16 protein-coding genes are annotated in these 12,424 nt (G+C 68.5%); 3 read left to right on the top strand and 13 right to left on the bottom strand.

The window, feature by feature from the left end; translation table 11 throughout:
• Positions 1–38: 38 nt before the first annotated feature.
• The 11 genes from OHA65_RS20370 to OHA65_RS20320 all read right to left on the bottom strand — a co-directional run bounded on the left by OHA65_RS20370 (position 39) and on the right by OHA65_RS20320 (position 9,106).
• Positions 39–206, bottom strand: coding sequence for a hypothetical protein (locus OHA65_RS20370; RefSeq protein WP_329314139.1), 168 nt, complete (start codon positions 204–206; stop codon positions 39–41).
• A 57-nt stretch (positions 207–263) separates the two neighbouring features.
• Positions 264–431, bottom strand: a complete 168-nt coding sequence (locus tag OHA65_RS20365) for a thiocillin family RiPP (protein WP_405762246.1) — start codon at positions 429–431, stop codon at positions 264–266.
• 57 nt (positions 432–488) lie between these two features.
• A complete protein-coding gene (locus OHA65_RS20360) occupies positions 489–668 on the bottom strand; it encodes a thiocillin family RiPP (RefSeq protein ID WP_405762244.1) in 180 nt (59 codons plus the stop codon).
• A 53-nt stretch (positions 669–721) separates the two neighbouring features.
• Positions 722–904 (bottom strand): thiocillin family RiPP, encoded by a 183-nt coding sequence (locus tag OHA65_RS20355; protein WP_329314133.1) that lies wholly within the window; start codon positions 902–904, stop codon positions 722–724.
• 50 nt (positions 905–954) lie between these two features.
• The gene (locus OHA65_RS20350; protein ID WP_405762242.1) at positions 955–1,128 is read right to left on the bottom strand and encodes a thiocillin family RiPP; all 174 of its coding nucleotides are present in this window, start codon (positions 1,126–1,128) and stop codon (positions 955–957) included.
• Between the two features lie 40 nt (positions 1,129–1,168).
• Entirely contained in the window at positions 1,169–1,885 is a 717-nt protein-coding gene (locus OHA65_RS20345) for a nitroreductase family protein (protein ID WP_405762240.1), read from the bottom strand.
• Positions 1,882–3,552 carry a nitroreductase family protein gene (locus tag OHA65_RS20340; protein ID WP_405762238.1) on the bottom strand — a complete coding sequence of 557 codons (1,671 nt, stop codon included), beginning with the start codon at positions 3,550–3,552 and terminating at the stop codon, positions 1,882–1,884. The genes OHA65_RS20345 and OHA65_RS20340 overlap by 4 nt, the downstream gene beginning before the upstream one ends.
• Positions 3,553–3,556: 4 nt before the next feature.
• Entirely contained in the window at positions 3,557–4,237 is a 681-nt protein-coding gene (locus OHA65_RS20335; protein WP_329314125.1) for a TOMM precursor leader peptide-binding protein, read from the bottom strand.
• A 54-nt stretch (positions 4,238–4,291) separates the two neighbouring features.
• A complete protein-coding gene (locus tag OHA65_RS20330) occupies positions 4,292–5,653 on the bottom strand; it encodes a YcaO-like family protein (RefSeq protein ID WP_329314123.1) in 1,362 nt (453 codons plus the stop codon).
• A 1,067-nt stretch (positions 5,654–6,720) separates the two neighbouring features.
• A complete protein-coding gene (locus tag OHA65_RS20325) occupies positions 6,721–7,440 on the bottom strand; it encodes a hypothetical protein (protein ID WP_405762235.1) in 720 nt (239 codons plus the stop codon).
• A 1,249-nt stretch (positions 7,441–8,689) separates the two neighbouring features.
• On the bottom strand, positions 8,690–9,106 hold the full coding sequence (locus OHA65_RS20320; RefSeq protein ID WP_327284515.1) for a hypothetical protein: 417 nt from the start codon (positions 9,104–9,106) through the stop codon (positions 8,690–8,692).
• Positions 9,107–9,661: 555 nt separating this feature from the next.
• Here OHA65_RS20320 and OHA65_RS20315 point away from each other — a divergent pair.
• The 3 genes from OHA65_RS20315 (at position 9,662) to OHA65_RS20305 (ending at position 10,851) form a co-directional block, all read left to right on the top strand.
• Entirely contained in the window at positions 9,662–9,889 is a 228-nt protein-coding gene (locus OHA65_RS20315) for a hypothetical protein (protein WP_327284514.1), read from the top strand.
• Between the two features lie 193 nt (positions 9,890–10,082).
• Positions 10,083–10,490 carry a hypothetical protein gene (locus OHA65_RS20310; protein ID WP_327284513.1) on the top strand — a complete coding sequence of 136 codons (408 nt, stop codon included), beginning with the start codon at positions 10,083–10,085 and terminating at the stop codon, positions 10,488–10,490.
• A gap of 49 nt (positions 10,491–10,539) precedes the next feature.
• Positions 10,540–10,851 carry an SCO5918 family protein gene (locus tag OHA65_RS20305; protein ID WP_405762232.1) on the top strand — a complete coding sequence of 104 codons (312 nt, stop codon included), beginning with the start codon at positions 10,540–10,542 and terminating at the stop codon, positions 10,849–10,851.
• Between the two features lie 106 nt (positions 10,852–10,957).
• On the opposite strand, the gene OHA65_RS20300 is transcribed toward OHA65_RS20305, so the two are convergent.
• Positions 10,958–11,317, bottom strand: coding sequence for a hypothetical protein (locus OHA65_RS20300; RefSeq protein WP_327280981.1), 360 nt, complete (start codon positions 11,315–11,317; stop codon positions 10,958–10,960).
• Positions 11,318–11,365: 48 nt separating this feature from the next.
• Entirely contained in the window at positions 11,366–11,758 is a 393-nt protein-coding gene (locus OHA65_RS20295) for an ATP-binding protein (protein ID WP_405762230.1), read from the bottom strand.
• Between the last annotated feature and the right edge of the window lie 666 nt (positions 11,759–12,424).

The following is a 12,424-nucleotide window of genomic DNA, read 5'->3' as shown; positions in this document are numbered from 1 at the left end:
CGGCCCTCAGAGCGAGGCACCTCCGGGCAGAGGGGTTGTCAGGAAGAGGCGGTCGAGAAGCTGCTGCCGCTCGACGCGCAGCTGCCGGCGAACGAGCCGGCGCACGCCAGGGTGGCGGCGGTGGAGAGACCCGGGTTGGCGGCGTCGTCGAGCTCCTCGACGAAAGCCTCCAGGTCCAGGTCATCGCCCAGCTGGATGTGCTCCATGGTGGTTCCTCCTTCTGTCACTTCGGTTGTCGGTCCGATGCAGGTGCTCGGGCCGGCTTAGGTGAAGGTGCTGCCGGTGCTCACGGACGACGCGCAACCGCCGACCGTGCTGCCGAAGGTGCCTGCGCTTCCCAGGGAACCGAGGGCCGCCGTCTGCGGAAGGTCCTCGACCACCAGCTCGTCGGTCAGGAAGAGCTGCAGGTCGTTGTCGTTGAGGTGCTCCATGTGTTTCACCTCCTTTCGCCATCTCGGAGTATCAGGCCGTCAGATGTCCCCGCCTCGTCAGCTGTTGTACGAGGAGAGCGTGGCGGCCGAGCCGAACGTGCCGGTCACGGTGCCGGCCGAAGAGACGGTGCCGGCGCTGCTCCAGCCCGCGGCGGCGCTCTCCGAGAGGTCCTCGACCGAGGCCTCGACGGCTGCGAACAGGTCGACCTCAAGGCCGTTCTCGTTGATGTGCTGCATGTGTGGTTCACCTCCCTTCACGGATCAGTCGTCGCGTTCTGGGTCCCGCGTCCCTACCAGGGGCTGGTGCTGGACGCAGTGGAGGCGGTGCCGAGACAACCGGTCACGGAGCCGGCGCACGAGAGCGTGCCCGCAGTGCCGAAGCCGGCCGCCCCGTTCTCGAAGAGCTCCTCGACCGCGGCCTCCTCGGCCACGAACAGGTCGATCTCCAGAGCGTTCTCGCTGGTCTGCCGCATGGTGTTACACCCCCTCTCCCGGTTCGACCGGACACGGGTCCGGTGTTCGGCTAGCCGAAGGTGCCGGCGGAGCCGAAGCTGCTCGCGCAGCCGGTCGCGGTACCCGCGGTGGAGACCGAACCGATCGTGGAGTACGCGGCGGCGGAGTCCTGGAGGTCCTCAAGGAACGCGCCGGACGGGCCCTCCGCGGCCATGATCAGGTCGAGGTCGGTCAGGTTGTCCATGTGTGTCACCCCCTCTCTGTTTCCGGTGGGGTGCGGGGGCTCAGCCGTTGGCCGAGGCCCCGCCGTACTCGCCGGACGCGTCGATGGCGTGGCCAACGGCCAGGGCCAACAACTGCGTCCGCCGAAAACCATCGATGCCCACGAGCCTCTTCAGCGCCGACGGGAGGAACCCGGCGAAGATGCTTCCGGCCAGGCCCGCGTCCACCGCCGTCAGCCAGGCGGCCTCGCAGGCCGCTCCGCTGCGCTCCAGGAGACGCCGGTGGCCGTGGGAGCCGCCGCCCTCCAGCGCGTCCTCCAGGGAGCCGATCGCCAGCAGCAGGGCCGGCGCGTGCGCGAACTCCGGCTGGAGTACGAGCGTGCTCAGTTCGTCCGTACCCGAGATGGCGGTCAGCGGTTCGAACCCGTCCGGGCCGAGCCGGTGGACGGCGGGGCCCAGCCCGGTGACGGCGCGCGCCACCACGAGGAACTCCAGCGGTCGTGCCTGCTCGGCGGGCCAGAGGGCGGCGTCGGCCGCGTGACCGGCCCGGATCATCGCGGCGAGCAGTTCGGGGTCCACCGTCCGCTCGGCGAAGAATCGATTCGCCCTGCGCCGCTCCAGAGCCGGCCGCAGCCCGCCCTCCGCGAGGGCGCCGAACTCCGCCCGGACTCCATCGGCGCCGTCCGGCCGCGGCGGGGTCCGGCACTCCCGGAACTCCGCCGCGGACCGCATCTCGGCGTCCTGGCGGACCGCTGCCAGGATCTCCAGAAGATCGCTCACTGGTTCCCTTCCTTCGCGTCCGTACCGGCGCCGGCTCCGAGCCGGACGACGGCGGTCACGCTCTCGAACTCGCGCTCCACGCCCAGGGCCGTCATCAGCGCGGCGTCGTCCCAGGCGGGCTCGTTGACCAGCCCCAGGCCGAAGCGGCGGCTCAGCAGCAACAGGTGGCTCAGCGCGACTCCGGTGTCGAGGTGGATCACCCGGTAGGCGAAGGTCCGGTACTTCCGGGCGACCCGTACCAGTGCCCCGGTGACCACCAGGAGCGCCGGCTCGGTCATGTCCGCGTACGCGTCCGGGAGGTCGGCCACCCGCGCCAGCCGGTGTCCGATCGGCTGGTACGCGTACCCGCCGGGCCGCAGCCCCGGGACGTCGCGCACCAGGACGTAGGCCGTAGGGGAGCCGAGGTTCCCGCCGGTCGGCGCGAACCGCAGCAGCTTCTGCCGCCGGTCCTGCGGCTGCTCCTTGAGCCCGAAGGCGCCGGCCAGCATCGTGCCCAGCACCTCAAGGGTGAGCACCTGCTCGCCGCCGGTGTCCAGCAGGGCGAGGTCCGCCCCGGGCAGGTCGACGGCCTCCGCGTCCGGGTACTCCTTCACGTCGTACTGGAGCGCGAGGTTGGCGGGCTCGAAGTGGCTCTGGTGGTCCCTGGGGTTGACCAGCCGACGCGGCGGGAAGGCGACCGACTGCTCGTAGGCGTACGCGGGCGCCGGGTCCTGGAGGTCGACGGCAGGGTCGCCGCAGAGGTCGCAGCCGGGTCGCGGTGCGAGGATCCGGGTCTCCGACGTCCCCGCGCGCGGGTCGATGCGCGCGCGGCCGTGGAGCGAGACCGGCTTGCCGATCCGGCCGACCAGTGCCAGTACCTCCAGGGCGGTGAGCGCGGCGGACACGGCGACCGCGTCCGGGGAGAGCAGCTCCGCCGAGGTCGGCGGGGCCTGCTCCAGGTGGCACTCGGGGCAGGCACCGTGGTCGCTCGCGCTGTACGGGCCGATGGAGAACGCGTCACCGTCCGGCCCGGTGAGGAGCACCGGCACGCCGCGGTGGCGCAGCGCGCGGTAGAGCGCACGGGCGGCGGTCCGGTTGTCACGGTCGACCTGGAGGACGGCCAGCGACGGAAGCTCACCGTCACCAGCCGGGGTCTCCGGGGTCTCCGGAGTGAGGCTGGTGGAGTCGAGGCGGACGGTGCGCATCCCCAGCGCCTCCAGCCGTTCGGCGAGCAGCTCACCGAACCGGCCGGCGGCCCAGAGCGCGATCGGCGTGCTCGTCATGCGGTCCTGCGCCTCGTCGGCGTTGGCGTTGACCCGGGTGGTGTCGAGCAGCCGGGCCAGCAGGACCGACTGCGGCGCCGTGTCGCGCGGCACGCCCTCCTGGAGGAGGCCGCAGGAGTAGAGGAGCAGCAGGACCGCGCGGATCTGCGGAGCGGTCCGACCGAGCGCGTCGGCGAGCTCCTCGAAGGTGCGGGTGCCGTCGAGCAGCGGCACCAGGTCGGGCAGGATCTGCCGGGCGGAACGGCCGCTGAGGGTGCGCCGGTTGCCCGTCCCCTCGACGAGCAGGCCGTCCTCCGACCAGTGCAGGACGACGCCGGGCACCAGCGACGGACGGGTGGGCAGGCGGAACTGCGGATCGTTGAGCGTCGCGTAGGCCAGGTCGACTGCGGACAGCTGAGTGGTCATGGGTTCACCCCCTCCTCGTGGTGGGTGCCGCGGCGATTTCGGTCGCGGGTGCGGTCGCGGACACCGGGACGATGTCGCGCAGGTCGTCGGACAGCCGGCGCCAGGTGGCGTCGGGCACCTCCCGGTCGCAGCGCTTGCAGCCGTGCACCGGCACCACCGACACGGCGGTGACCGCGGCGGACAGCAGGTCGAAGGAGCGCACCCGGCCGCGTTCCGCCTGGGCGTCGCCGTCGAGCAGCTCGTCGGCGGCCAGGCCCGCCACGGTCTCGGCCAGGACGACGTGGGCCTCCAGGAATCCGCCCGGCCCGAGCTTCGGATCGGCCTCGTACGCCCGGAACAGGCGGCTGTCCAGCTCACGCAGGTGCTGGTGCTGGTACTGGCGGCCCAGGAAGCACTGGTAGCAGGGTCCCTGCCGGCCCAGGACGGCCGGGCCGACGCGCAGCGCGTCGACTCCCATCGTGACCGGTAGCCAGGGTGTCCTGGTGGCGAAGGACAGGCTGTCCACCAGGTCGAACAGGGCGGGGGTCTCCCGCCAGGCGGCGACCACGCGCAGCCGCGCCCGGGGCCAGAGGCCCGGCTGGAAGAGGTCGGCCTCGGGCGAGACCACCGTCGACGGCCGGTTCTTCAGCCGGTCGGCCACCGCCCGGCCGAAGTCACCGACCGCCAGCACATGCAGATCGAACATCCGTTGTTCCTACCGCTCCTACGCTCGTGCACGTTGTTCGGTGCTCTTGCGCCCTTATGCGAAGGGCTGGGGCCAGGGGTTGAGGTCCGCCTCGGCGTGCACCGGGTAGCCCATCGCGCGCGGCCCGTCGTAGAGGCGCGGGTGGGCGAGGTAGCGCGCACGGTGCGAGAACGAGAGCGGCATCAGCTGGGGGATGAGCACGCGGATCACCCGGAATCCCACCTCGCGGGCTTCGGTGGTGGTCATCTCGACGGCGTACACGTCCATCCCGCGTTCCTTCAGCCGCCGCAGAATCAGCTGGAGGTCCTCGCAGGCGTCGCCGGTGGACGGCCGCGGCAGGGCGGAGAACGGGCGTACGCCGTTGTCCGGGGCGCGCAGGAAGTCGTACGCCTCTGTGCGGTCGGCCACGCCCATGTACGTCGCGCCGTGGAAGACGCTGTGGAAGTCGTCCAGGCTGGCGGGCGGCGGTTCGGCGGCCGTGAGCGCGATCCGGGACGACGCCGTCTCCCGGAGCATCTTGATGGCCGCCTGGTCCGGGTCGAGGTCGGTCGCACACATGACCACGTGGCGTACCCGCTCGCTCCGCGGGTCCTCGTCCACGCTGTAGAGCGTCGGGATGCCGAGCTCGGACGTGGCGTCGTAGAAGGTCGTACGGATCCCCTTGCGCTCCACCTCGCGGAGCGAACGGGCCAGCTCGTCCGACACGGTGTCGAACTCGATCCGGGGCAGCGGCAGGCGCTGGAGCCAGGTCAGCGCGATCGAATCGCGCTCCACGACCTCACAGATACCGTTCAGCAGGGCCCGGTGGATGTCGGTGTGCGTCGCACAGCCCGTCGAGATGGGCATGGTGAACCGCTCACCCGGAGTGAGAGGCGGAATGTGCAGCCACACAGACACCGCCGGGACCATCACCGGCCGTCCCTCGGTCAGTGACCAGGCGGTGGTCCAGCGGATCGGCTCCGCAGGGTCCGGGAGCGTAAGGGGACACCCGGGGTGTGCCAGCTCGTCGCTGCTGACCTGCGGGAAACCGGTGATGTCGGCCGCCCGGTCGCCCAGTTCCTCGGCGGTGGCCCACACCAGGTCCTTCGGCAGGACACAGCTGGAGTACCGCTCCAGCGCCTCGGCGATGGAAATGGCCCTGGCACGCTGGGGATCGGTGCCGCCGCCTCCTCCGCCGAGTTCGACCCCCGACGGACGGTTGCTGGTCGACCGGACGTTGGGCTGGACGTGCTCCAGCTCCCCCATGGTCGAGGAGTACACGGCCAGGCCGGAGGACTCGGAAGATATACGGGTCACCCGCCCGATCAGCCCACCGCCGTGCGACACCAGCGTGTCGAGCCGACGCAGCCCCTCGGGGAGTTCCTCGGGCACGTCCTCCATACCACTGAGGTGCCTGATGCCGCTCACGTCCAACATTTGGTGAACCTTTCCGGAAACCACTGGGTAATTCACGGCTCCGCGCACGCCCATCGCGTCGGCTGGTCAATTCCGGACGCGTAAAAGAAATTGCGTGGGGCGGATGCCGGGTGTACGAGGTATTTCCTGGTCAGTCCCAGGCGTGCGTCTTCAGGACCGACCACCGCGGGAGGTCCAGGTGCGCCATACCGGACACGTCGCTGATGGAGGCAGCGGTTGGACGGGTGTCGGCCTGAGCCACCCCGGCTCCGCTGACTAGGCAAAAGGACAGCATCGCGGCGCCCAGGAGGGCGACTCCGGTCCCCCGACCGGTCTTGTCGCCACGCCTCGTTCTGATTACCCAGCTATTCATCGTTCCCCCGATGTGACAGCCAACTGTTCGGCGAGATGAAATATGCCAGCACCGGAAGGGCTACGGCGTGGGGTTCGGGTGCAACTTCATGCAGGGGGTGAATGCATAAAGATGCAGATCACGTCCAGGCCCTTCGGGCCGCCGTACGGCTCGCGTCCACCGCGGCCAAACCCCTTGTGGGCTTCGCGTCCACGCGCCCTCAGGTACGTCAGCCCTCCGGTCCACGCGAAGCCAGCTCCCGACTCGGCCCTGCGTGGCCGGGTCCGGCGACGGTCAGGACGTCGGCCAACCGCGATCCTCCGGCCTCCCATGCGTGCATGGGAGGCCGTGCCACAACGTGCCAGCAGAGGCGGTAAACAGCGAGCAACAGGGGGTTCCGAGGAGGCAGCCAGAGCGGAGCCGTCGGCGGACGTTTCCGCAGGTCATAGCTCGTGCGCACGTCCAAGTACCGGGTGATTCCCAAGCTTATAGCGCGGGTTCGATTCCCGTCATCCGCTCCACAGCAAAGCTCCAGGTCAGCGACCTGGGGCTTTGTCGTGTACAGACCTTTATGCCCTCGCTGGGCTTGCTCATGACCCCGCTCCTGCACATGCCCGAAGTCCTGGCCAACTGGGCGCCCTGTACGCATGGTTCGGAGCCACCGCCCACCCCGCCGGCCCGAGCACGGTCGCCGGCAGCCCCCTCCGGCCTGCATGACGGCGAAGAGCGCGCATGCTCAGCTTGTGGGGAGCGGGAGCCTCAGCCGGATCGGGGGACCTTCACGGGTCGGATCGTCCAGGACGAGTACAACGGCGGTCGGTCGGCGGTCCGCGGTGGCGGTAACGACACGGTATTCATCGAAGTGCGGGGGTGTGCCGCTTCCTCCGCCGGAGATTTCCTCGGGGTTGTCCGTGTCGAGAGCGTGCTCGAAGAGAAGTCTCAAGGGCTGCTGCGGCCAGGGATCGGGGAAGTCGGGTGCGCCCGGGCGGCGCGTGGCGTGGGCGGCGACGTGGCAGCCTCCGGGGGAGGACACGACCCCGCTGTGCCGAACGGTCCACTCGGCGTCCTCGTGCACGACAGCCCCCAGGAGCAGGAGGCGCAGGCAGGCGCCCGGTTCGGTGTCGGGTTCGGCTAGCCTGTTGAGTGCGTACTGCTCGTCCCGGTCGGGGAGCATGATGCGGGCGGCGCTTCCGGGGGTGTCCGGGAGGATGAACTGGGACAGACGGGCCCGCGGTGGGCCGAGGAGGGCCAGTTCGTCGGCCGCGATCGGGGCCGCGTCCGGGCCGGGTACGAAGCAGACGGGCTCCGGGGCCCGGTCGGGATCGACTGTCACTACGGATCCGACGAGGAGTTCCGTCCCTGAGGGCGTCTGCTCGGCGAACAACCAGACGGCGCCGTCCGCCCCGTCGGCCGGCGGCCGGAGCCACCCCAGCCCCTCAGACGTGGGCGTCGTCAATTCGAGCACCCCAGCTTCGCCGGAGATGACTTGCCGCCCCCATGGAAGACACCGTTCTGGACGTAGGCCCTCGCCTCCGTCACGTACCACCGAGCAGCGGAACTCTTCTTGCAGGGCGTGGCGAACCAGATACGGGAGACCCTCCAGTTGTCCTCCTTGCGGTCGTTTCGGCGCCAGACGGTCACCTCACGGTCCGCACACCGCTCGCAAGCCCGGCTCAGGAGGCGGACCTCCAGCCACTTCGGGGCCCAGTCAGGGCGTGAGTCGCACGTGTGATCCGCATAACCGTAGATCCGCCCCTCGGCATCCAGCGTCGGAGCGTACTCATTGACTTGGCAGATGAACTTGCCCGCACGGGGCTCAGGGGGTGACGGTTCCGCGTGGACGGTCCCACTCAGGGACGAGACGAGCAGGACTGTGGTGGCGAGGGCCAAAACGCGTCGCATAGGCAGTGCGTCCTCATCATCGAGAAGCCGATTCCCGGACCATAGTGTCGCTTCGAGACGAAAAGGTAGGAATCTACCCGAGTGGCCCTGTACGTGCTGCTCGGCATCTCGGTAGGACCGTGCCACAACGTGCCAGTAGGGGCGGTAAGCAGCGGTCAACAGAGGTTGGCCACGACCCCTGAGCACAGGGCCCTCCACGGACGTTCCCGCAGTTCAGAGGGCATCTGGATGCTCAAGTGCTGGGCGATTCCCAAGCTTATAGCGCGGGTTCGATTCCCGTCATCCGCTCCGACAAAGCCCCAGGTCAATGACCCGGGGCTTTTGTGTTGCCTAGACCTCTCTACCCCTCCCGTGCCAGATGCGAAATCGCTGGCCCTTCCCCTCTCATGGCACGCACCCGGGCATCAATCCCCTCGGCGACCTCCCGCTGACGCTCAAGGTTCGAGTGCTGGTAGATCATCGCCGCCTTCTCCGAGGACTGTCCGGCGCGGGTCGGGCACCTGGTCAGCACGTCGGCCGGGGCGCACAAGCCGGGCAGTGGGTCGACGCCCTCGCGGTAGAGGGCGTCGATCAGGGAAAATGGCATGCGAACGCGGCCCCTGTCCATGCTCTTTCGGCTTCGGGTACCGTGATCATCAGGAGTCGCGTTGGTCATTTTCAGTCGGGCACATCGACCACAGCGCACCACACCGGAGCGGAACCCTCATCTCCCCACCTGAGAACGCATCAGCCCTGCTCCCCAAAACCCTGAGATACCCCGGCCCTTCGCAGGTCGGTTGCTTCCACGGACTCACTTTCGGCGATCACTTGTTCATACGTACGGTGAAGTTTTCTTCCTTGCCGGAGTTCCATTTGATGATGTCCTGAACCGACAAGTGGGCCGAATCCCGGGCCAGGCGCAGCTGCTCGCTCGCGTTGTTCCATGTGTACTTGGCGTACTGGGCGTCCGCGACGTACCTGCTGGGGGACAGTTTCTTCGACCGGCCACCGTCCCAGGGACAGTCCTTCGTCGCGTCGTAGTCGCACGTGGAATAGGCCCTCATGTAAAGGCCGCAGCTGTCTGAAACCCATACGTCGATGCGGCTCAGCCTGTCATTGCTTGAATACCACTTGCCTGGAAGCTTACTTGCGCTTAGGCAGGCGGCTGCCTGTTTCGCTGAGGTGAGCGTGAACGTGACCGCGAGGGAGAGCGTCAAAGCGGCCGTGATGAGCAGGGCCATGGTCCGGGATATTGGGCTGCGGGCAGAACCGACGAGTGTCATTGCGAGCCTCCGATGGCGGGTACCACCATGAGCATTCCGTGTTCGCACGACACGTCCAGCTGGTCTTGTCACTTGGTGGCAGGCACGACTAGCGCAGCACGGGAGAGTTGATGACGACGCGCTGAAGAGTGGGCGAAGAAAATCACATCCGACTCTCGCTAGTCATCAAGGTAATTCCAGTCAACGTCGGTCACCCATATGTCGCAACTGGAGGGCGCTGCAGGGGTCCCGCTGGTCGGCTGTTTGCGCGACGACGGTCAACAGCGAGGATGCTGGCGAACCCGGCCCCGCCGTCCGTCTCAGTTTCCGTCTCATTCAGCGCCGTTCACGGCCGTTCAGGCGAGACCGAGGAGGGCAGCCGCTCCCATGACGGGCCGTACATGAACGCAGGTGAACGCCCCCGCACGCAGCCCAACATCCCACCAACACAGTGGGAAAGCGCGTGCGGCCAAGGCTGGCAGGTCTAGCTCTCGCGTGGTCGACGGGGGCCTGCCCATGTGATCGGCTCTGGCCATGACTGCGGAGGCGAGCGAGTACGACAAGGCCATGCCGGCGGTGTCAGCATTCCTAGAGAGGATGGAACGAGGCATCGACCGTACGTCGGCGACGCACGCCGGTCAGCCGTACGCAACGGTCCGAGAGGCCCTGGTCCTTGCTCTGGAGGAGGAAGGGGCTCGCCCAATGGTGCCGCAGGTGGTCGACGAGCTGGCCCGGCAGATCTCCGAAGGGACCAACCGCTGAAACACCCCCTGTGGTCCACATCGTGCGTGCCAGACGCGTGCCAGATGGGGCGAGGAAGATCGGTGATTCCCAAGCTTGTGGCGCGGGTTCGATTCCCATCATCCGCTCTTGAGAGAAGGCCCAGGTCAGCGACCTGGTCCTTCGTCATTGTCTAGACCTGCCCGACCCTCCCCATCTCTGCAGGAGGCACGTTTTGACGCTGGTCCAGATGCAGCCCCGCTCGACGAACGCCCACCTGGTGCACCGGACGGTGGACGACGCGATGGAGGCGGCCGGTCCACAGGTCTGTGACGACATGACGGTCGAGGTGGCCCTGGCCGTCTTGGCCAGCGCCCGCGCGGGTCATCTGCTCGTCTGCGACGAGGACGTCCTGTGCACCGGGCTGGTCACTCACGCCCAGCTCGCCGCCATCCGGGACAACAGCGCCACGTACACGGACCAGGTCCGTCTCCGCGACGTCCTCGGCGACCGCGCGCCGGTCACCTCGCCCGTGACCGCGATGGCCGAAGCCGAGCACGCGATGCGCTACCGCCGGCTCGCTGCCCTGCCCTTCGTCGACGGGCAGGGCAGCGCTCTGGGCGTCCTCGCCCTTGCCCGCTGAACCGCCTCACGGCAGCACGACCGTCCCCTTCTACTTCCTGTGAGGCACCATGCGCTGCGTCATCGCCCGTTTTCCGTTCGACCTGACCAAAAGCGGTGTCCTGGAGTCGATGAAGGGCGTCAAGCCCGAGCAGGTCATCGGCGAGTCCGTGATCGTCGGCCGCCGCACCTACCCCGTCAAGCAGGTCGGCCAGGTCATCACCCGTCAGGACCGCCGTGACTTCAGCGCCGGCGAAGTCCTCCGGGCCATGAACCAGATCGGGTTCACCTGCCGCGGCCTCCCCCGGGCCGCCGTGCCCACGCGCGTCCTCAGCCCGCTCCAGCAGGCTTCCGCGATGCTCGGCATCCCGGTGACCGCCTGACGTACAGGGCCGGAGCAAGCCGACACCCGAACAGCGAGGAGGGCCCGACCGGCACACGCCGGTCGGGCCCTCCCGCGTACCCAGGGGTTTCTTACGCGACGCCGGGTCAGTGGTCGGAGTAGCTGAAGTCGCCGACGGTCCAGGCGCTGACGTCCGCGATCGAGACGCGGTACATCCCACCCGTCTCCGGGATCCCCACCGTGCCCTGAAGGATGCGGGCCACATGGAAGTGCAGATGGGTGGGCGGCCCCTCCCGGGGTGGCGTTGCGGTGAAGATGGCGGCGAACTCGCCCAAGCGGGCGGAGTCCGTCAGGACCTCCGACACCCGCTGCCTCCACACGGCTTCGGGAGCCAGCCGACCGGTGATGACAGTGCCACCGGTGACCACGGTCAGGGACATCTGATTGCTCTGCCCGGACTCCACCAGGGTGGCAACGTCAACGAGCAGCTCGTCAGGCTTCGACATGAGAGCCGATTTTATGCGCCGGCCGTCCTGTCCTCTCGACCGGTAGCACTATCGGTCGAGAAGAGCACTGACCGTCTTCCCGCCGCAGGCCCGACGGGTGACCGCGGTCGCTCGGGCAAGACGGTTGACCATGGGCCAGCCGAATCCACCGGTACCGCCGTGCAGGTCAGGGGTGCGCATACGCGGCGCGTGCGGGCTGGAGTCGTGAACGGCCACCTCGATGCTCTCCTCGTGGGCCGTCAGTTCCAAGGTGCAGGTGCCCCCGCCGTGGCGCACGGCGTTCGTGACGAGCTCGGACACGACCAAGACCACGGTGTCCGCGGCTTCTGCGGCCATCGCCGGCTGACGGAGACCGTCGAGCACGGCTCGCGCGGCATCGCGTGCCTCTGCAACAGCCGCCATGGAAAGCACGGTTGCAACGCTCTCGGCCATCGTGTTCATCAGGTCACCCTGGTCTCTGGATCGTCCACGTCCGGCCCCTGCCTACCTGATCCCTGTGCCCCACCCCACTGCCCGCCAACCCGACTCAGGTCTCCAGGAAGGGATCGGAGGGCAGCCGACGCCGACGCCAATCGACGAGACGCGGGGGACCCCACGCGCTCGGCTGCACCCCTCCCGAGCCCCAGACCTGCTGTGCAGTCCGCTCTGCGCATCCTGGGGCGACCGTGAAGGTCTAGCTCTCCTCGGCGAGCATGAAAATCTATGGTGGCTGGAATAGACATTGGGCGGTGGCCTGGCTATGGTTTCTCTCGTAGCCCAGAGAGACAGCAAGGCCCGGCAGAGACGAACTGCCGGGCAGCAGTACCCGCAGTTGCAGTTCGCAGGACGGTGCGGTGGTGGAGTTCCGAAGCCAGGGTTGTTGCAGGACGGCGACGGGACTGACGACCGGACCGGGGGGCCCGCAGTGATCAGGGGCCGCCGAGAGAAGTACCGCAGTTAACGCAGTGGCAGTACCCGAAGTAAGTACAGTTCGCAGTACCCGGCAGTGAAGTAAGTGCAGTTCGCAGTACCCAGCAGTGAAGTAAGTGAGCAGCACCTCGGTGAAGGCGTCGGCTGCGGACGCGCTCACCGGGAAGTTCGGCAGTGGGGTTCTAAGCCAGAGCAGAC

This window comes from Streptomyces sp. NBC_00045, assembly GCF_045041095.1.
Taxonomy (GTDB): domain Bacteria; phylum Actinomycetota; class Actinomycetes; order Streptomycetales; family Streptomycetaceae; genus Streptomyces.
Note: the sequence above shows the minus strand (reverse complement) of the source record. Positions and strands in the feature narration are given on the sequence as shown.